Annotated in this window: 16 protein-coding genes; 7 read left to right on the top strand and 9 right to left on the bottom strand. The window is 62.0% G+C overall.

Annotation, left to right across the window (positions count from 1 at the left end; all coding sequences use genetic code 11):
• The first annotated feature begins 218 nt into the window (after positions 1-218).
• The 4 genes from KZX46_RS21950 to KZX46_RS21935 all read left to right on the top strand — a co-directional run bounded on the left by KZX46_RS21950 (position 219) and on the right by KZX46_RS21935 (position 8143).
• Positions 219-4481 (top strand): strawberry notch family protein, encoded by a 4263-nt coding sequence (locus KZX46_RS21950; protein WP_219777190.1) that lies wholly within the window; start codon positions 219-221, stop codon positions 4479-4481.
• A 75-nt stretch (positions 4482-4556) separates the two neighbouring features.
• The gene (locus KZX46_RS21945) at positions 4557-4985 is read left to right on the top strand and encodes an ArdC-like ssDNA-binding domain-containing protein (protein WP_219777189.1); all 429 of its coding nucleotides are present in this window, start codon (positions 4557-4559) and stop codon (positions 4983-4985) included.
• A 774-nt stretch (positions 4986-5759) separates the two neighbouring features.
• A complete protein-coding gene (locus KZX46_RS21940; RefSeq protein ID WP_226896322.1) occupies positions 5760-7529 on the top strand; it encodes a reverse transcriptase/maturase family protein in 1770 nt (589 codons plus the stop codon).
• Entirely contained in the window at positions 7526-8143 is a 618-nt protein-coding gene (locus KZX46_RS21935; RefSeq protein WP_226896321.1) for a zincin-like metallopeptidase domain-containing protein, read from the top strand. Before KZX46_RS21940 ends, KZX46_RS21935 begins: the two co-directional genes overlap by 4 nt.
• Positions 8144-8319: 176 nt before the next feature.
• On the opposite strand, the gene KZX46_RS21930 is transcribed toward KZX46_RS21935, so the two are convergent.
• On the bottom strand, positions 8320-9930 hold the full coding sequence (locus KZX46_RS21930; protein ID WP_219777187.1) for a peroxidase family protein: 1611 nt from the start codon (positions 9928-9930) through the stop codon (positions 8320-8322).
• Between the two features lie 885 nt (positions 9931-10815).
• On the opposite strand from KZX46_RS21930, the gene KZX46_RS21925 reads away from it, so the two are divergent.
• The 3 genes from KZX46_RS21925 to KZX46_RS21915 all read left to right on the top strand — a co-directional run bounded on the left by KZX46_RS21925 (position 10816) and on the right by KZX46_RS21915 (position 12659).
• On the top strand, positions 10816-11094 hold the full coding sequence (locus KZX46_RS21925) for a hypothetical protein (RefSeq protein WP_219777186.1): 279 nt from the start codon (positions 10816-10818) through the stop codon (positions 11092-11094).
• 340 nt (positions 11095-11434) lie between these two features.
• A complete protein-coding gene (locus KZX46_RS21920) occupies positions 11435-12373 on the top strand; it encodes a DUF2493 domain-containing protein (protein WP_219777185.1) in 939 nt (312 codons plus the stop codon).
• Between the two features lie 58 nt (positions 12374-12431).
• Positions 12432-12659 carry a hypothetical protein gene (locus KZX46_RS21915; RefSeq protein ID WP_219777184.1) on the top strand — a complete coding sequence of 76 codons (228 nt, stop codon included), beginning with the start codon at positions 12432-12434 and terminating at the stop codon, positions 12657-12659.
• Positions 12660-12667: 8 nt separating this feature from the next.
• Here KZX46_RS21915 and KZX46_RS21910 read toward each other — a convergent pair whose 3' ends face one another.
• From KZX46_RS21910 to KZX46_RS21875, 8 genes are all read right to left on the bottom strand, one after another.
• Positions 12668-13930, bottom strand: coding sequence for a Y-family DNA polymerase (locus tag KZX46_RS21910; RefSeq protein WP_219777183.1), 1263 nt, complete (start codon positions 13928-13930; stop codon positions 12668-12670).
• Between the two features lie 3 nt (positions 13931-13933).
• Positions 13934-14383: a LexA family protein gene (locus KZX46_RS21905; protein ID WP_370647564.1), complete on the bottom strand. Its 450-nt coding sequence runs from the start codon at positions 14381-14383 to the stop codon at positions 13934-13936.
• A gap of 540 nt (positions 14384-14923) precedes the next feature.
• Positions 14924-15586 carry an SOS response-associated peptidase gene (locus tag KZX46_RS21900; RefSeq protein WP_219777181.1) on the bottom strand — a complete coding sequence of 221 codons (663 nt, stop codon included), beginning with the start codon at positions 15584-15586 and terminating at the stop codon, positions 14924-14926.
• Positions 15587-16033: 447 nt separating this feature from the next.
• Positions 16034-16252, bottom strand: a complete 219-nt coding sequence (locus KZX46_RS21895; RefSeq protein ID WP_219777180.1) for a hypothetical protein — start codon at positions 16250-16252, stop codon at positions 16034-16036.
• A gap of 242 nt (positions 16253-16494) precedes the next feature.
• On the bottom strand, positions 16495-16818 hold the full coding sequence (locus tag KZX46_RS21890; protein WP_219777179.1) for a hypothetical protein: 324 nt from the start codon (positions 16816-16818) through the stop codon (positions 16495-16497).
• A 106-nt stretch (positions 16819-16924) separates the two neighbouring features.
• Entirely contained in the window at positions 16925-17104 is a 180-nt protein-coding gene (locus KZX46_RS21885; protein WP_219777178.1) for a hypothetical protein, read from the bottom strand.
• Positions 17105-17338: 234 nt separating this feature from the next.
• Positions 17339-19003, bottom strand: a complete 1665-nt coding sequence (locus tag KZX46_RS21880; protein WP_219777177.1) for a hypothetical protein — start codon at positions 19001-19003, stop codon at positions 17339-17341.
• 182 nt (positions 19004-19185) lie between these two features.
• Positions 19186-20370 (bottom strand): ScyD/ScyE family protein, encoded by a 1185-nt coding sequence (locus KZX46_RS21875; RefSeq protein WP_219777414.1) that lies wholly within the window; start codon positions 20368-20370, stop codon positions 19186-19188.
• Positions 20371-20420: the final 50 nt, after the last annotated feature.

The raw sequence follows: 20420 nt of genomic DNA, 5'->3' as shown, positions 1-20420 counted from the left end.
GATTTTGCCAACTGTTATTCTGACACCAGCGAACTGCCATAACTTTCTGATGTTTTGCGAGTGTTGGATGCCCGTGGGGGTCGCGGGCAATCGCGGCCCCCTTTTCTTTTCCCCACGCCATGGGGTCCGCAGTGCCAATTGCGGTGGCGATAGAGGGGAGGGGGCAAGCGGCGAGGTGACCCGGCGCTGACAGCCGCGGCAAGCCCAGGAGCCCCCGCATGACCATGACCCTTCCTCTCTTGCAACCGCGTTCGAAGCCCGACACTCTGTTCGACGTCGCCAGGTCGCTCGCAGCCGCGATCGTGGCGCGTACAGCGATCACCCGTCAATCTCTCGGCGACGCGATGACCGCGGCGTTCGGCGTATCCGACGCCAGCGGCCTCTGGTCGATGCGCGATGCGTATGACGCCCTCGAGGTCGCACAGGTCCTCGTGCTCCAGACAATGCCGGCATCGTACGAGAGCGAGCCGACGGCGACGCTGGCGGATCTCGTGGCGCACGGGGCCGCGTTGCCGACCCAGACTTATCGCAGCGAGGGTCAAATCGCACTGCAGCAGTTCTCGACGCCGCTGACGCTCGCCTATCTCGCCGGCCTTGCCGCCGCGATCACCGCGACCGATGTCGTCCTCGAACCGTCGGCGGGGACCGGGCTGCTCGCTGTCCAGGCGTTCCGCCGGACGCGGCGTGTTCTTCTCAACGAACTCGACGGCTTGCGTGCTACCCTGCTTGCACGCTTGTTCGCTGGCACGGTTGTGAGCAAGCACGATGCGGCAACAATCGCCGATCAGCTGACCCAACGACCGACGGTCGTCGTGATGAACCCGCCCTACTCGAAATCCGCCGGCATCGGCGACGACGCGTTCGCCGGTGCCCGGCACCTGCGCTCGGCACTGCTTTCCCTTGCCGAAGGCGGACGCCTTGTCGCGATCATGCCGTCGTGGTTCGCCGCTGACACGAGCGGAGCCGCCGGTTATGCGGCCGTGGCGAAGATCGTGCCGCCGACCGCCGACATCCTGTGCCTCGGCTCGGTCTACGCCAAGCACGGCACCGGCATCGATGTCCGCCTGATGGTCTACGACAAGGGCCGCAGTGACGCCGGACCACGCGTCACCGCCGCGACGCTCGCCGAGGTCCTGCAGGCCGTCTCCACCCTTCCTCCGCGTCTTTGCCTGTCGTCCGCGCCCGCAACGCCCAGGATCGGCATCAGGACGCTTCCAGTGCCGTCTGGCGGGCTGCTAACGCGGTCGCAAACCGCACGTCCGCTCGCGCCGCGACCGCCGCAGCTCGACTTCGCCGGAGCCGACGTCCGAAACGTCGACTACACCGTGCGCCCCGTACCCCTCCCCGCAGCCGACCCCGTCGGGATCTACGTCCCGTACCGTGTCGCCCGGATCGACTTTGCCGAGGCAACACCGCACCCGACGGCGCTCGTTGAATCCCTGGCGATGGCATCGATCGTACCGCCGCCGCCGTCGTACATACCGCGGCTGCCGCAAATGGCCGCGACGGCTCTCTCGCAGGCCCAGCTCGAGACGGTCTGCTACGCTGGCCAGTCGTTCGACCGCGACCTTCCCGGAACGTACCGCGTCGAGAAGGAGGGGATGACCCTCGTCGAAGATGCCCAGGGCAGGGCGTACCGCGCCGGGTACTTTCTCGGCGACGGCACCGGCGCCGGCAAGGGCCGTCAGGTCGCCGCCGCGATCATGGACCAATGGGTCCGGGGGTCGCGACGCCACGTCTGGGTGTCGAAGACATCGTCGCTCCTCGAGGACGCCCGACGCGACTGGTCGGCGCTCGGCGGCATCGGCATCGATATCCAGCCCTTGTCGGACTGGTCGCTCGGCAACCCGGTGACGATGACCGACGGCATCCTGTTCGCGACTTACGCGACGCTCCGCTCGGCCCGGCCTGAGAAGGGCAGCCGCCTCGACCAGATTATCGCCTGGGTGACCGCCGGCGGCACGGCGACATTCGAGGGCCTGATCGTGTTCGACGAAGCGCACGCAATGGCGAACGCCGCCGGCAGCGAGACGACGCGCGGCGTGATGAAGGGCTCCGAACAGGGGATTTGCGGGGTTCGCCTGCAACAACTGCTACCCCGCGCCCGGGTGTTCTATGTCTCGGCAACCGGCGCGACTGCGATCGCCAACCTCGCCTATGCAACGCGGCTCGGCCTGTGGGGGACGGGCACCGCGTTCGAGACCCGCGAGATCTTCATGCAGCAGATGATCGACGGCGGCATGGCGGCGATCGAACTCGTCGCCCGCGACCTAAAGGCGCTCGGCCTCTACACATCGCGAGCGCTGTCGTTCGACGGCGTCGAGTACGACATCCTCGAGCACAAACTGACGTCGGCGCAGATCGCGATCTACGATATCTATTGCGAAGCCTGGGAGGTGATCCATCAGAACCTCGACGCCGTCCTCGCCGCAACCGGCGTCGTCGATGCGATCTCCGGCAAGACGCTCAACGGCCAGGCCAAGGGCGCGGCCCTGTCGAGGTTCGAGAGTACCAAGCAGCGCTTCTTTGCGCAGACGCTGACGGCGATGAAGCTGCCGTCGCTGCTGGCGGCGATCGAACGCGATCTTGCCGGGGGCAATGCGATTGTGATCCAGCTGGTCTCAACCGCCGAAGCGATGCTCGGCCGCCGACTGGCCGACCTGACGGCCGACGAGCGCGCCGAGCTCGAGATCGAGCTCTCGCCCCGCGAATACGTCATCGACTATTTAACGACCGCGTTCCCGACCCGCGCAATGGAGCCCTTCGTCGACGCCGAGGGCTTCATGCGGTCGCGGCCCGCGTTCGACGCCGACGGCAACCCAGTGGTCAGCGCCGAGGCCGTCGCGATGCGTGACGCGATGATCGAGCAGCTGTGCTCGCTGCCAGCGGTCTCGACCGCGCTCGACGAAATCATCAATCACTTCGGCAGCGACGAGGTCGCCGAGGTCACCGGGCGGACCAAGCGGCTGATCCGCCAATCGAACGGCGAGCAGAAGCTCGAGACTCGTTCGCCCCGGACCAACCTCGCCGAAACCAGCGCGTTCATGGACGGCAACAAGCGGATCATCGTGTTCAGCGACGCCGGCGGCACCGGTCGCAGCTATCATGCCGACAGCGCGGCGAAGAACCAGCGCCGCCGTGTCCACTACCTCCTCGAGCCGGGGTGGCGGGCTGATGCCGCAATCCAGGGGCTCGGCCGCTCGCACCGCACCAATCAGGCGTCGTCGCCGCTGTTCCGACCGGTGACGACCGACGTCAAGGGCGAAAAGCGCTTCATCTCGACGATCGCCCGCCGCCTCGACAGTCTCGGCGCACTGACGCGCGGCCAGCGCCAGACCGGCGGCCAGAACCTGTTTAACCCCGCCGACAACCTTGAGAGCGATCATGCCAAGGAGGCTCTGACCAGCTGGTATCATCTGCTCTACGACGGAAAACTGACCAGCATCGGGTTCGCGGCGTTCTGCCGAAGATCGGGGCTCGCCCTGACCGACCAGGACAGCGGCGGGCTCAAGGAGGACCTGCCGCCAATCCAGCGTTGGCTCAACCGGCTGCTGGCGTTCCCGATCGCACTGCAAAATGCCGTGTTCGACGAGTATCTCGGCCTCGTCGAAGCCCGGATCGACGCTCTACGCGCCGCAGGTCGGCTCGACGTCGGGGTCGAGACGATCGCCGCCGAGCGCATCGTCGAGGTCGAGCGGCATCTGCTTCGCACTGACGCTTACTCGGGAGCCGAAACCCACCTTGTGCGGCTCGAGCTCCATCGTAAGCCGAAGGTGCTCGGCTACGACGACCTCGTCTCCCGCGCTCTTGTCGGCGAACAGGTCGAATGGATGCGCAACACGCGATCGGGAATGGTCGCCGCGTTGATCCCGTCCTACTCGGTGATGGCCGACGACGGCGACGTCATCACCGTCATGCAACTTATTCGTCCAACCAAGCGGGAACGGATGCGCCAATCGCTGCTCGACGAAAGCAGCTGGGCTCCGGTCGACGCCGCGACGTTCGAGACGCTGTGGCGGGCAGAAGCCGAGGCCGCCGCATTGCGGGTCGACGTCGAGCGGATCAACCTCGCAACCGGGTTGCTTCTGCCGATCTGGAACCAGCTTCCCGGCGACTTCGTGTCGGTGTCGCGCGTCACCGACAACGACGGCCAGTCATATCTTGGCCGTCACGTCGCCGAGGAAGATCTCGGCAAGCTCGCCAGCACACTCGGCATCGCGATCGACATCGCGCTCGATATCCCGACCATCGTCGCCTCGCTTTCGCGCCGTGGCACCCAGGTGCAGCTACCCGGAACGCCGCTGACGTTGAAGTCGGTTCTGGTCAACGGCTCGACCCGCATCGAGGTGCGCGACTACGTCGCGACGCGGCTCGAATGGTACAAGTCACTCGGAATGTTCACGGAAGTTATCGCTTACAAAACTCGTTTGTTCGCACCTGTCGAACGTGCAGCGGCCGTAATCGGCGAACTCATGGCCTGATCGGGTCGAAAGGGGAGGGGGCGGGGCCGGAGTGACCTCGCGCCGATCACCGGCCGGGGCTGAGGAGCCCTTCCGATGAAATCCGTTCCCTCCCGCAGCACCCGCACGCGCGCCGAGACAATTAGCCCGGCCAAGCTGATCACCGACGCGATCATAGCCCGGCTCGAAGCCGGGGTGAGCCCATGGCGGCGCACCTGGGCGACGTCACGCGGCCATAGCGGCCGCCCGATGCGCGCGTGCGGCCAGCCCTATCGCGGCATCAACGCGCTATGGCTCTGGGTCGTCGCCGACACCAACGGCTATATCAGCCCAACGTGGATGACGTACCGCCAGGCAGCCGAACTCGGCGGCCAGGTCCGCAAGGGTGAGCGCAGCACGATCGCGGTGTTCTACAAGACCTATCTCGCCCGCGACAACGCCAGCGGCGCTGACACGAACGACGGTGACGAAGACCGCACCCGCCGAGTCATGAAGTCCTACAACGTGTTTAATGGTGCGCCGTAACGGCGGAAGTAAAGAGGAGCTCTACCATGAGTAGATGATCTTGCTGGTTATAGATCATGTCCACTGGACTAACCTCGGCCAGCAATGGCTGTAACCCCGAAAGGGGCGGGGAAAAGTAGCATGTTCAGAAAAGGTCCGGAAGCGCCAAAACCATTTGCGGCGTCATGGATCAGGGCAAGACGTGTAAGGTGAAAGCTATACTGCCTGAACCCCAGTTTGCAGCGGCAAATAACGGAGCGGTGTCGCAGAATGGTTGACGCGGCACATCGGAGAGATGGAGGAAAGGGCGTTGAGTTCCTCCCGAGCGAACGGTTTTACCGTAAGCCTGCCAGCCTCTCCGGCGCACCCTCTGTAGGGAGGGGTAAGTGAACGAACGGGGCACCTAACCACGTCGGAACTCCAACTTCCGTAATTACGGGATCGCCTAAACAGGATGGCTTGCCAGACCTGCACGGCGACGGAGCCGCCATAGTACTCGAAAGCCCGGTGTAACGACCGGGACAGCCCCCACAATTGGTGGGGGACGGGCGCGGCCATAAGCGCAGGGCAACCGGCGCGAAACGCCTCAACGCTCGGGGGAAGGGCGGCAGCGACTGCGATCAGACGTCCTCACAAGGAGGTGTGCTAATGCTGCCAGATACCATTGAGAGGGCCGTCCGGTCACTCCCGACCATAATCAGGTCGGGTCGGCAGGTTAATGGTCTCTTCCGCTTGATGAAAAGCCCGCTCCTATGGGAGCATGCTTATCAAAAGATCGCGCCTAATAAGGGGGCGATGACGCCGGGTGTTGACGGAGAGACGTTCGACGGCTTTTCGCCGGAGAAGGTCTCGTCGATCATCGACCGGCTGGCGGATGGAAGCTATCGACCAAAGCCGGTACGTCGGGTTTACATTCCGAAAGCCAACGGCAAGAAACGGCCGCTTGGCGTGCCGACCACGGAGGACAAGCTCGTCCAGGAAGTGGTGCGGACGCTGCTTGAAGAAATCTATGAACCGCTGTTCTCACAGCACTCTCATGGATTTAGAACGAGGCGTTCGTGCCATACGGCGTTGGAGTCAATCCGCGCCCAATGGACGGGGGTGAAGTGGCTGATCGACGTTGATGTTGTCGGATTTTTTGACAACATCGATCATGATGTTCTGATCGGTTTGCTGGAAAGACGGATTGCGGATCGGCGCTTTGTGCGTCTCGTCCGCGGCTTGTTGAAGGCAGGCTATATCGAGGACTGGGTCTATCATCGGACCTACAGTGGCACACCGCAGGGTGGGGTCGTCTCCCCGATGCTGGCTAATATCTACCTGCACGAACTCGATTTGTTCGTGCAGGAGCGGATCGCCAGCTTTACCAAGGGGGACAAACGCGCGCGGTCGAAAGACAGCAGGCGTATAGGCCTACGAACTTGCTACCTTCGGAAGCAACTGGATGCTAAGCGTGCCAAAGGGCATGCTGACCCCCAGAAGATCGACTCCATGTTGGAGGAGATAGGTCGGCTTAAAGCAGAACGGGCGACCGTTCCGGCATCCGACGCCCTTGACCCAAACTATCGGAGACTGCGATACTGTCGCTACGCCGATGACTTTCTCATCGGGGTGACCGGCAGCAAGGCGGAAGCTCGCCAGCTCATGGACGAGGTCAGGGTTTTCCTGGCCGATACTCTAAAGCTGGAAATCTCTGCTGAGAAAAGCGGAATCCGAAAAGCGACGGACGGGGCGCGGTTCCTTGGATATCAGGTCTGCACCAGCACCAACCGTAACCCGCATAAGGCGATCTTCAGTGGTCGTCCGACATTGCGGCGCGGCTTGGCGGATCGGTTGCGGCTCCGAGTTCCAAGAGATCGGGTTGTCCGGTTCGTCAACGACAAGGGTTGGGGGGATTATGAAGCCTTCCAACCCCGTGGCCGACCTGAACTGCGCTTCGCGAGCGATGTGGAGATCGTTCTCGCCTACAATGCACAATGGCGCGGCTTTGCGAACTATTATGCCCTTGCCGACGATGTGAAGCGCAAGCTGAATAAAGGCGGCTACTTCGCCCTATTCTCTTGCGTCAAAACCATCGCTTCGAAGCATCGGACATCGGTTCGCAGTGTCTTCGCGAGAATGCGGCGTGGGACAGACTTCTTCATACGCTTCGAGGTGGGAGACGAAGCCCGAGCGATCAAGCTGTGGCAGTTGAAGGACCTTCGGCAGCACGTCCGAACGTGGGGAGGGATAGACATACCCCGGTCCACCCAGTTCGTGTTCAGCAGAACGGAGTTAGTCGAACGGCTCAACGCGCGTCAGTGCGAGCGTTGCGGTCGTGAAGATCTTCCCTGCGAAGTCCATCACGTCCGCCGGATCGCTGAGATGGCGCATGCCGGGTTGTCTCGCTCCATGCGAGCAGCACGACAGCGCAAGCGCGCGGTTCTCTGCGTGCCTTGTCACAACGCCGTCCACGCCGGACAACCAACCGACCGCCAACGGCGGATAGCACGCAGTCGTGGAGAGCCGGATGCGCTGAAAGGTGCACGTCCGGTTCGGAGGGGGGCCGAGCAATGTTCTCAATGAGACGTTGCCGGCCTACCCTACTCGCGCAGGTCGACGGGCTTCCCGACCGGTTCGCACCGCCGGCGCCCGTCGCTGTCGAACCCGGCAGTCCGCAGGACGAAGCCCACCGCGCCGAGATCGACGCGTTCATCGCCGGCACGGGCGCAGCGATCGTCCACGGCGGCAACCAGGCATGCTACTACCCAAGCCTCGACACCATCCATATGCCGCAGCCCGCGGCGTTCGACACCTATGCCGATTACGGCGCAACCGCCGCGCACGAGCTGACACATTGGACGGGGCACGCAAGCCGGCTCAACCGCGACCTCGCAAACAGGTTCGGCAGCGAGGCCTACGCCGCCGAGGAGCTCGTCGCCGAACTCGGCTCGGCCCTGATCGGCGCTGATCTCGGGTTACCCGTCACCCACCTCGACAATCACGCCAGCTACATCGATCACTGGCTGCGCATGCTTCGCGCCGATGAACGCGCGCTAATGACCGCAGCGGCCCGCGCCGAAGAAGCTGCAACTTACCTGCACGTCCGTGCCGGTCGCGCTTCCGGCACCGAGGGTGATGACGATAGCGGGCCAAGATCAGAGACGTATGCCGTATCACCACTCGCGCTCGCAGACTGAGCGGAGGGCATCGGCTGCCTCCCGTCTTTGGCGACAACCCAATAAGCCTCAGGCACATTGCAGCTTACGGCTAAGCTTCCGCATCAATGAAGCTTGATCGAATTTGATGTTGAATAAACTCGCTCTGGCTGCGGCGCACTTACCAAAGCAGATGGCATACGATCTTTAAAAACTATTCAACTAGCATCTTTGCCAGTTACGAAATCGACCAAATCTTTCATCTTGACGACCCGCGAATGACTTATCACCGATTTCCACGAGTGTTCATGGACGTAGGCGACGGGATTGTAATAGACTGCCCCTCCGACCACCTCGCCAACCAGCCTGCTACCTAGTTTGCCGAGACGCTTGCCGCCGGCAAGCTCTGCCTCCTTAAGGACGTAATACCACAGTGGCGTGTGGAATCCGCCCGCGAAGTGAAAAAGAGGCTGAAAACTTGCGTCCGGCTCGACCTGATCCGGTGTCAGTTTGCCCTCTGCGTGCGCGCCAAAGTAGAAGTCGAACAGCTTTTCACCACTCGTCAGCCCGATCTCGCGGCTGCGAATCAGATTCCGCTGCGGCAGGTTACCGAGGAACTTCGTCGGAGTATCGGGAACCGCGCTTTCAGGCAGGTCAAACACAGCGCTGGTGATGTGGGTATCGAGAAGGTTTGACCGCCGTTGGTCGTCGGCTGGAGTGATGAAAAAGGGCCAGTCGATCGCGCGATCGGGTGTCAAAGCGCGGCTCCCGCGCAGATCCTTGAATGCGGGCCCGGCATCGAGATTGTCGAACAAAGGAAAGGAACGGTTCGGGCCAACGAAGTAGCCGTTTCGCAACTGGCTGTGGCCGTAGCGGAATGCGATCGCAAACTCATGAGGCATTTTAAGGGACTTATTGCTAGGCCGGTATTTCAAGCGATGGACGCTACCGGGGTGCTTGACCTCGTTCTCGAGATCGGTGAGCACGTGTTGGCGGACAGTCGCATCTAGAACCGATTCCTGATGATCGTTGAGCACGACGCTTTGCCAGTTGAAGACCGTTTCCCTCTGTGCCTGGGACTTGCTCATCCCCAGATCTTTGACGAGCAGGTTGTGCACCCGCATCAGCAGCAAGTGCACCTGCAATATCAACTGGTTCTCGTCGTTGCGCCCGTCCTCAATCATGGCCCCGCCGGAGCCGTCGCGCTGCACATCATAGGCGTTGTTCGACGCGTCGAGCTTGGTCAGGACGAACTTCCCGTGACTCATCGGCGAGACCATGCCGCCTGACCCGTCATCGTCAGTCCGCGGACCGTAGACACTGTCGAGATCAATGAACGGGGAGGCCACATCCGTGACGATCACGCTGCTCTCGTCGGATACGAGGTTGGTAGCGTTCTTGGTTAAGTCATGATCTATGAACTGCCCTATAAAGGTGATTGAGACGGGAAGGTCGCTCGGCTCGGCCCCTTCGTCATACATCGTGCCTTTGCCGGGACGAGTCAGATACGACATCAGCGAAGAGGGGATGATATATTCGAAGTCGGGCTCGAGCTTCATGAAGTAAAAGCGGGCTGCCGCCTGCAACTTCATCAGCGAGGCCTCGACGCCGGCATGGACCCCACTTAACGCCATCTCCCGCGGATGACGGCTCTTCAGATGTTCGGTTTTGATAGCGACAGTGGCGTCTTGGACGAACGCTTGAAGAGCACCATGCGCCATGAAATGCGTGATGACGCTCGACGCATGCGCATCGGCGAGAGACGGCTTGATCGTCGAAAGCGCCTTGAGTTCATTCGATGAAATGACAGGTTTCGGTTCGGCCGACATAGATCCCCCCACATGTTCGCCCCAGGCGACGCAGTAACCTGCGTTCAGGCTACTACGGAGTCAATGCATTGTTTTTTTCAATTTGAATCAATGGCTTTCTCTTACAAGTCGCAACTCCGGTAGGACTTGCCGCAGTCATCGAGAGGGACTCGGTCAAAAGTAACTCACGCAAACCGCTGTCGGCCTGTACGTCGATGGTCGACTGTTCGTTTGGTCGACCTTCCGTTATCGAGAGACCCGATGCATTAGATTGCGAAGACTAATGCGCCGAAACCGAGGAGGCCAAGCGGGTTGAAGTCGAAGCCGAGCGCGAGGCCGGATTTTCGACATCGTCAGGTCCCTGATCGACTGGGCCACCATCGGTGAATGGTGCGACCGCGTGATGGACGAGGGCGGCAAGCTGCGCGCGTCGTCGGAACACTATGGCCGAATGCGTGACATGTGCCGCTCCCTGACCATCGGGCGAGTTCGACAGAGCACCGATCGACCCGGCATCGCGCACCGCGCGCATGTTCCAACCCGGTCGTTACAATCCGGTGCCGCCACACCACGGCCTCGCCTCGGAACTGTCCAGGGCCGAAATGGGCACACTGCTGGTTGAGCTTTGCAACCGGCAACGGTCTCTTGCATCGGGGCGCGCATTCATGCCTCGCCCCAAGGGTCCAAAGTTTGATCCGGCCATGCTGACCGACGAAGCCCTCGAGCGGTTGATCCAGACGCATCCTGACCTGGCTGTCGTCGACCGGCTGCGCAACGAGCGCGAACTCCGCGCTGCGTGGCCGGCAAGATAACCGTCTAATCTCGGTGCTGGCGTAAATAACAACCAACGATGTCCGCGCCTTCCCTCTTCCTCTCTCCGCGCCTCTCCAGCCAAGGAGCTCGACCATGCGCATCACCGGCCTCGCTAACATCTCAACCGGAACACTCCCCGGTGCCGAACTCGCGGCGATCGATCGTCTGTTTGATGGCAGCGATGCCCGACACCCGCTCAACTATCACGGGATTCCCGTCGTCGCGCATCCATACGGCTTCATCGCTCACACCTGCATGGTGCTCGACGACAGCAAGCCGACCGAGGTCTCGGAACGGCTCTGGGCGATCCTGTCGGATGCCGAACACGCCGGATGCGACTGGGTCCTGTTCGACCGCGACGAGCCGGAATGACCTCCACCGCGTCTTCTGCGCGTCCACCCGACCAACGGCGGAGGTCAAAGCAAGCGTGCTTGCACGATAGCGTGCTTGCCTGACCACCGGCGGGGTCCGTCGGCTTAGAGGGAGCCCTGACCGGAAGCCCCGGTAGCAGCAACCCCTGACCTGCGGGCCGTGTTGCCTGTCCTCTCCGGCTCTCCGTCTTCGACGGGGCCGGGGGACAGGCTGCCCGCACCACCCCTCGATCAGGGGTTTCCCTCGCGTCTTCGCGCTCGGTGCTGCCACCAAGGCCACCGGTCTGATCGGGCTCACGCCGACGGATCTCCTGCCGGCGATCATCCAAGGAGCTTTCCCGATGCAAGCCAGTCTCGCCTCCATCCTCCTCGCCGCCGGCCTGGAGGGCCTGAGCGTCAAGGACGCCGAACCATCACAGGATTTCCCGGGCACCGATGCTCTCGAACACTCCGTCCGCGCCGCCTGGAACGAGATGTTCGGTATCTTCGCCGATACGCCGATGGAGAAACCCGCCGAAGACCTCGCTTGGCAGTTCGTCAACATCTTCCACCGGGCCGGTGAAAAGCAGGAGCGCAAGCTCGATGATCTGAGCGACGAGATCCGCATGCTCGTCCGCGACCGCGACCAATCGGAGATCGGCTCCGCCAACCTCGAAACCGTGATCGACCGCGCCCGTGAAGCCGAGCAGGTCATGCAGTCGTTCCAGGTCATGCGCGAACAGGCCGCGATGCTCTACTGCGCCGAGACCAGCTACAGCTGGCGTGCACAGCGCGGCGGTCGCTCCGTACCGGGAATGACCTCCGCAATCGTCGAAGGTCGCGCGTTCATGCGTGCCCGCGCCGAGACCAAGAAGGCTCAGGCGATGCCCGCAGGCACTCCGGTGGTGTTCTCGGGTGGCCGCATGGTGATCGACGAAGCCGACGCGAAGCAGTTCGCTGACGATCTGTTCCGCACCCTCGACCGGGTTCACGACCGCGTCGGCGACATGGTCCTGGTCCACGGTGGGGACACCAAGGGAATTGACCGGTTCGCCGCTGGCTGGGCCGAGCGCAAGAAAATCCCGCAGGTCGTGTTCGGTCTCGATCCCAAGCTCGGACAGCGTGCCGGGTTCCGCCGCAATGAACAGTTCCTCTCGATCAAGCCCCGCTACGTCATCGCCTACCCGGGGAACGGCGTTCTCGAGCGTCTGGTCGAAGAGGCGAGGACGCGGCGGATCAGTGTGGTCGACCGTCGCGGTCCCCTCGGCACCCCGCCTGTCGCCGAACGCAAGGCGGCCTGACCCCGCCAATCGCCGACGCTGGTTCGCCAGCGTCGGCATTTTTCCACGGAGATCGAAAATGACGACCGCTTTTATGAACGTGACCCACTGCGCCCGAATGGCGACCCGCCAGGCACTACGCACCGGCGAGGTCGTCCATGTAATCGCCACCGGAAACGACACCATGCCGATCATGGTCATCGACGAACACCAGCTATTCGCACACGGAGACCGTCTCGGTCCGGAAGATCTGCTATTCACCGCCGACCCGTTCGGCGACCCGATGACGATGCCGCGTGCGTCATGACCATCCCTTCAGTGGGCGACCGGCACTTCAGCGAGCCGCGTCGTCCACGACGGGCTCTTCATCGTCCGCTTGGTATCGTACGCCCTCGCGCCCCGGCCTTCGGCCGCGAGGCGCACGGTGCTGCGGCCGTAGCGCTCGTTGAGCCCGTCGACTGCCGCGAGCAACTGTGGCGCGCGCGCGTCGGCCGACGCGAACAGGTCCCCCTGGGTTGCCGCGACCGGATGAAGCCCTTCGAGCATCACCCCGCATTTTGAATAGACGGCACCGGGCGTGAACATCGCCTCCGCCATGTTCCCCGCAAGCGCACCAATGGCGCGGGGGTCGTGGGTCGCCGGCGACAGCCGCGCCGACCGCGATGCCGACGGCGCATCGGGCTTGTAACGGCTGCCATGCGCGAACGCGATGAGCCGCGACGCGACCAGCCCCTCATGACGGGCCTTTTCGGCTGCGCGTACCGCGCGCCGAATCATCGCCTCGCGAAGCGTCGCACAGTCGCTCACCGGCTCGCCGAAGCACCGTGTCACCGCCGCTCCCTTGCGCGGCCCCGGCGGCACGTCGAGCTCGACGCACTCGACACCTGCGAGCTCGCGCACCAAGCGTTCGAGCACGACTGTGCCGACCTCGCGCGCTACCGCCGGCGGCATTGACGCTAGATCGGCCGCGGTGCGGACGCCGAGCGGCCGCAGTCGGGCGCTCAGCGCCCCGGCGACGCCCCACACCTCCTCGACCGGCCACACCGCCAATAGACGGCGGCGCAGATCCTCGTCGTGGAGATCGACGACGCCATCCCAGATCTTCTCGCTGGCCTTGGCGAGCGCGTTCGCGACCTTACTCAAGGTTCGCGTCGGCCCGAGCCCGATCCGCGTCGGCAAGCCGACGGCGCGCAGGATCGCGGCGCGGATACGGTGAGCGCCGGCGACGTCGCCAAGGCCGGAGGGCAAGGTGGGCAAGCGGAAGAAACTCTCGTCGATCGAATAGATCTCACAGGAATCGCTATGCTCGGCGATGACCTGATTGAAGCGCCGGTTGAGGTCGGCGTACAGCTCGTAATTAGATGATCGGAGCTCGACCCCGTGCCGGCGGATCGTGTCGCGCAGTTTGAACACCGGAGCGCCCATCTTGATGTGCAGCGCCTTCGCTTCCTCGCTCCGCGACACGGCACAGCCGTCGTTGTTCGACAGCACGATCGTCGGCCGATTGCGCAACGAGGGGTCGAACAGACGCTCGGCCGAAACGTAAAAGTTCGAGACGTCGACGATCGCATGGCTCACGCCTCAGCCCTTCAGGTTACGGACACTGGCTCGGACCACCCCCCAAACGTCGACGTCTTCGTCGGCGATCGTAGCCGGATAGTTCATCCGGCTGTTTCGCGCCTCAAGGGTCGGCACCCCGGCCCGGATGCAGAGCTGGCGGATGACAAAGCCCCCGTCCACGACGGCGATGACAATGCGCCCGTTCGACGGCTTGGCGTCACGGTCGACCACGACGACATCGTCGTCGAAGATGCCCGCGTCGATCATCGACTGACCGCTGACCCGAAAAACGAAGCTCGCCGCGCGGTCGAGACGCAACAGCTCGACCAGATCGATCGCTGTCTCCTGCCAGTCCTGCGCAGGCGAGGGAAAGCCAGCACCGGCGGCACCCACAATCTGCAGCCGCAGGCCCGGTGCAACCTCAGCGATCGGGATCGGACGCGAAACCGGAAGCTCAAGCAGAATCATCATGGCCGACATGATAGCGACGGCGCGAACGAAAAGGGAACAGGAGATTTTGCCGCGATCTTGGCGAAGAGGGGGCTTTGCGCTATATGGGCTGTGGCCTCGTAGCCAAGTCGATCACCTCCGAGCTCGGGTGCTGAAGACAGCCGGGCTCACGTCTAAGGGGCGGGGAGCCCTCGCAAGACTCCCCGCCCCGCTGGATCAACCCTTCGGTCGACCCAGCTTAACGATCGCGATCACAAGCATTACGCCCGCGATCGTGACCATTACAGCCTCGTAGGCTGTCATCGGCATCACCTCCGTCCTGGGCGACGAATTTGCGATGCTACGCTGAAGACGCCACACCGCGACGCCCAGGCGTGGCCTACACGAGCCGGGCGTGGGCGTCTTTCGCCAAAGCACCGACCGACCTGAATGCGGCGATCGCCATCAGCTGCGACAGATCTGCACTCTCAGCTGCTCGACGGCATATACGATGGGGGCAGGGCAAAGAAAGTCGTCGTCGGTGCGCAAGGTAACGATCACTTCGGTAGCCGGGTGACGCCGTCAGTCTGCGATCACGTCGAGTAGGCCGGTCTCCGGCACCTCCTCGACCTCGATCTCTCCCGGTCCGGTCGATGGTATATGTCGACCGACTGCCATCAGCTGCGACGGATACGGCGCAGCGAGCTGGATCGCGCCGTCGTAATCGCAGGTCAGCCAGCGGTCATAGTCTTCCTCATGCAGGATGACGGGCATCGCCTTCGGATGAATGTCGGCGACGAGCGGGTTAGGATCGCAGGTCAGGAACGCGAACGCTCCGCCCTCGCCTAACGGCCGCCAGACCCCGGCGAAGGCGAAGATCGGCCGGCTCGGGATGCTGAACCAATGAAGAGGAAGCTTGCCTGGCACACCAGGCCCATACTCCGAAAACTCAGTCACTGGGACCAGACACCGCCTCGATAAAGAGGTAAGAGCGGTCCGCCAAAACGACGACGCGAGATTGCGAACGTTCGTCACCGGCTTCTCGACAAGTTTGCCGGTCTTTGGCGTCTTAACCAAATGCGGGAACCCCCACGACATGACATCGAGAACACGCGCGCCGTCGACATCACGCGCGACCCACGCCGGCTTCTTAGGGAAAAGCTCCGGCGGCGGCAGATTCGGACAACCATCGATCGGAAGAGCAATGTTGAGGGCGTGCGCGAGATCGACGTCACGTGCCGTCATTCGGTACGGTTACACATTGAATGGCGACCCTAGTGTTTCGGCCGCGAATCTACCGTGTACTGGCTCGGGTGGATAGAGCCGTCCGCTCCGTTGAGATGCTCGAGTAGCGAGAGCCATTCGTCGGGAACCTGACACTCCGACTGCTTCAGTGGATAACAGCCAAGCCGAGCATGCTCAGCTGCGACCGCCTTGTTAATTGGGATAACCGCCATATCAAATCCCGTATTTTAGGGGATCAAAATGTCGACGTGACCGGCAGCAGCTCACGCTCGATATGCTGTATTGCTCGACGACTACCTCCAGTAGTTGTGGCGCTCCCATGAAAACCTAGCCCCTAGCGCTTAATTCTAGCTGAAGTTAAATAATGCGCCATCACGCCCGGGAGCAAACATCTAGCGCAAAGCGTAGCTGTACCTCGAAGATACATATGGACACTGATCGATACGGTTACTTGGGAGTGAGCACGACGGAAGTGACTTGTGTTCCGTCATCCATGATTCCCCGGTAGAAGTTTTCCGCGAGCACGGGCGAAGTCGTCAGTACCGACGCGAGGAATCCCGCGATCGCCACGCCATATTCGAGCACCGCGGGAGCCGCTTCCAGCAGCGCGTGCTCGATAGCCTCCCTTCCAACATCATTAAGGGTGTCTTCGATCGAGCTGGCCACTTCGCTTGGAGGGTCTGGGGGGCCATTGTAGTTCGTAACATAGTAGCCGTTTTGCTGGCGTGCGCTGACCGTGATTCCAGCATCGTCCCGGATCGGCCTGCCTTGCGGTGCCGCTGAGGGGATGGGAATGAGCGTGCCGTCAGGGTCGGGCGCAGCCTCAAAGCGCGTGGTATCGCTGGAGGCGGGTTGGGTAGCGTCTCCATCATTTCAACTCCTTTGAGTGGTGCCTCGAATGGTTGCAGTTAGATGCAGTCGCCGACGATGACATTGCCGAGCATCGCCGGGCCTTTGCCGTTGATTACGAGCGACATATTGTAATCGCCCGACGGCAGCGTGAATGTTGCCGACCGCATCGCGGATGCGCCGGCGGCAAGGGGGTCGCACTGGAGACTAGCGCTGTCGCCCGTGCCGTGATCGTCGATGTCGAAGATATCCTGATACGCGTCGGAGTCAGCGTCACCAATGTTCTTCTCCTGCCACGACACGCTGAATGGTTGCCCCGAACAAGGATCCACGGGGTCGGTGACATAACTTACCTGATCGTCGAAGATTATCGTTGCGGGCATGATGTCCTCCCTAGTTCGACTAATGCGAAAGCGGCCGCCTGAATTGAAAAAGATCGAGATAGGCCGCGAGTCTTTTGTTTACCGATCTGCTACAACTCCGCGATCTCTAGAACGTCCGAAACACCGGGGCAGGTTCTTTGCGGCCCGCATCATCGAGCCGAATCGCGCGCAGGCGGTAGGTCGGCTTCCGGAGATGTCGATCTTTTGCGGTTGGAGTGATGTCGGGAAACGCCAGTTGCGTCTGAACGCATCCGGCGATCTGTAATGTACCGCTCATGTCGATCATCTCGGATGAAAGCTATTCGGGAGCGGGGTAAAATGGGGAAAGAGCAATGGCTTGTTTTGACGAGCAGATGACCGCCGGTGTTGGTACCGGCGTCGCAACGGGTGCACTGGGGATCACTGTGTCGACCGCGACGGGCCTGGCGTTTTCCGCCGCCGCCATAGGCTGGCGGGCCGCTTGCGCCGGTTTCGGCTCTGTCCTTGGCAAGCTGTCTGCTCAAGCTATAGATCGGCTCTGTCATTTTTCAGACACTGTGAGAGCCGCAAACTCGAGCCACGGTTTATGAAGATTAACGTCCTCGTAAATTGCCGGGTTGTCGCCGAGCTTCGTGTCAAGCAGGGTTTGACCTTGGCCAGCGCCATCGAAGAGTTCCAGCTGGAGATGTGCAGGGACAAGCCATGAGAAGAGCTGCATCCGACCCTGATTAGGCAAACCGTGGTCGCCAATGCCGAAGTGGAACCACGCGTTGCTGTTAGCGCCGCGATCGAACAACCAAAGCGAAACGACATTTGTAAGTGGGACGATAGCGCCAGCAGCGTAGGTGCGAAGGGAACTCGTCTTGTTGTCGAAGGTGCCGAGCGAGGGCTGATCCGCGGTCAGGTCGATCCAGGCACCCTGAAACCAGGAATGTTCATAGAGGCGCACCGCCGAGCCGCTAGGTACGCGGAGGGAGCTAAGCGCGTCATTACCGATGAGCAAGTTTTGCGCGGCTGAATCGAGATCGCGGCCGATGTCGATAATCATAGAGTCGCCGCCGTAGTCCGGGTCGGTATAGGCAATGATTCTAGGAATTGGCATGACTGCTGGAATAAGCGGGCCGCCGCTGGGAAATAAATAATCTGGCCCAAACAGACTTTTGCCGATGCCGGCGAAACCGATAGTATTGTCTGAACTAGGATTGCCGGCATCGTTGATGGCGCGAGACGCGGTTGCACCGATGGTCTGGATATCGTTCAGATAGTTATTCAGATTTTTTTGGACTGAAGCTACCCGTTGACCGTCAAGATCGATGAACTCAGCGGGGCGATCAAGGATGTGGTTCATCTGCCCAACGCCATCAAGCGCAGTGTTGCGTAAGCGGCTGGCGTTGACGAGAAGATCACTTAAAGACTGCAGCGCGGCGGGGTTAAGCGGCGCTCCGCCCCCGGCGATGGACAGCGGCGAGAGCGTGGCGTCGTATGCCACGGCAAGGCTCTTGTCGTTCTGAAGGGCGTTGAACCAGGCAGCGACGGTCTGATAAAGGTCGAGCGGGTCAGTTTTATTTGCGACGGTGGTGTTGGCGGGGCCGCCTTCGTGGCGCAGGTCGATAGCCATCTGGCCGGCGTAGCGCGAAAGCTGCTTGTGGAATGCGGTATCGGCCTCGCCCTTGAACAAAGCGTAGCTACCCGAGACTGCGCCGGCGACGTCTTCGGCTTCGGACTCGCTCTTGGTGTCGATGCGCATGAAAGCATAGATAAAGCCGCCGCGAGACAAGGCGCTGATGAACATGTCGCCATAGCGCTCCGTGAATAGCTTTGGGTCGCTACCCCGGAGTAGCGCAGCCTGCGGCGTGAGTTGCGGGTCATCGATTGATAGAGTAGCGAATTCGAGTTCACCCGTAACAGCCATGAAGAGCTGGAAAGTATTGACGGATGCGCGGCTGCCAAGATCGAAACGGGCGGATATGTTGGGACCGAAGAACGCACCGTAGCTTGCCTCCACGTGAACGCCAAATTGCTCGAGAAGATCGGAGGTGGAGGTGATGCGCTGAATTCGGAGCATGCCACTGGTGCCGTCGGAACCGGTTGTGGTGGTGGCATTCTGCTGGACCGCAAGGCCGCGGCGGTCACCAGTGGCATAGTCGACTCCAACGCCTATGTCGTAACCACTAATAAGTGGCACGGTTATCTGTCGAAGTGCCATAAGTTATTCTCCGTAATCAATGACTAGCGTATGACGAAGAACTATCTTATATTTCTAGCCTTGAGCAGAGGCGAGAAACTGAGAGAGGTGCTTGTCCGGCGATGCCTCTGACTTACTGCCCAAGGCCTGCTTGGAATATTTTCAAGAATACTTAAGAGTTCGGTTGTGCGAGAGTGAACTGTTCATGCGGTGACGACTCTCGAGACTGTTCGACGCATCATACTGCCGATGACACCAAATCCACTCACCATCAGCGCCCAAGTCGCGGGCTCGGGCACCGCAGCAACACGCAAAACCTCGCCGATGCCCGGTGAACCAGTGAAGTTGGTCAGGTAAACCGCACCGTCATGCCCGACGGTGAGGCCGGTCGGCACGATAAGGCCGCGGCTAAGGATTGTCTGGCGCGAGCCGTCGGTTCCTACCCGGATCAACGCACCGCCCGGTGTGGCATTGGCGAGGCCGTCGGCGTCGACTTCGAGGACGTAGAGGGTGCCGTCGGGCGCGAAGGCGATGTCACCGATGTCAGTAAATCCCGTCAGATACGGGCTGACCGTTCCGTCGGCGGCAACCCGGAAGATATCAGCAGCGCCGGGCGTAAACGGATAGCCGGTAAGTTCGGCGACATAGGTCAAGCCATCAGGACCGACTGCCACTCCGGTCGGCACCGCCTGGCTGGGGAACGGCGCACCAATGAACCGCAGCGGAAATACTGCGCCGAGTGAGACAGTGCCGCTCGACCCGACGTTCAGCAACGTATTGGCGCCGGCGTCGGTGACGAGCAAGCTGCCGCCGGCACCGGCCGTGAGGTGATACGGATTGCTGTCGGGACCGGCATGATCGGGATCGTTCGCCGTCTCGAACGCGCTGACGTCGGCAAAGTCGGTCAGCGACGCACCGTTGAAACTGAAGACATGGCCGAGCGCGCCGGCACCAGGCGCGGCGCCGAGCGCCCCGGTACGCACCGAGGGCGGCGCCCCGAGGCCGATCACGACGTAGCCCTTGCCGTCGGTGCCGAACGCGATGTCCTGCGGGCCGGTGGCCTCGCCAGTAACTGGGTTGACCAGCGCGGCCAAGCCGGTGACCACCCGCTGCTGTATGCCTCCCGCGACCCGTGTGATCGAGCCGGTCGACTGATATTCCTCGAACTCGCCGTTCGATGCGGTCAGGCCGGGCCCAGCGGTGCCGCTATAGTAGCCAGACTCGGCGATATACAGCCCGCCGTCGGCCCCGAACGCCAGGCCGCGTGGATTATTTAGATGGGAGGCGACCACGGTCGTCGTGTAAGCTTTTGCCACCGCGGCGGTGGCGGACAGCGCCGTGGCGGTGAGCAGGCCTACGATAGCGTAGTTGATCAACTGTTTCTTCATGATCAGCCCTCCCAGAACGCTTCTTCTCGAGATCGGATGCACGAGCGCCG

Origin of the sequence: Polymorphobacter sp. PAMC 29334 (assembly GCF_019431245.1) — a bacterium.
Taxonomy (GTDB): domain Bacteria; phylum Pseudomonadota; class Alphaproteobacteria; order Sphingomonadales; family Sphingomonadaceae; genus Polymorphobacter_B; species Polymorphobacter_B megasporae.
Note: the sequence above shows the minus strand (reverse complement) of the source record. Positions and strands in the feature narration are given on the sequence as shown.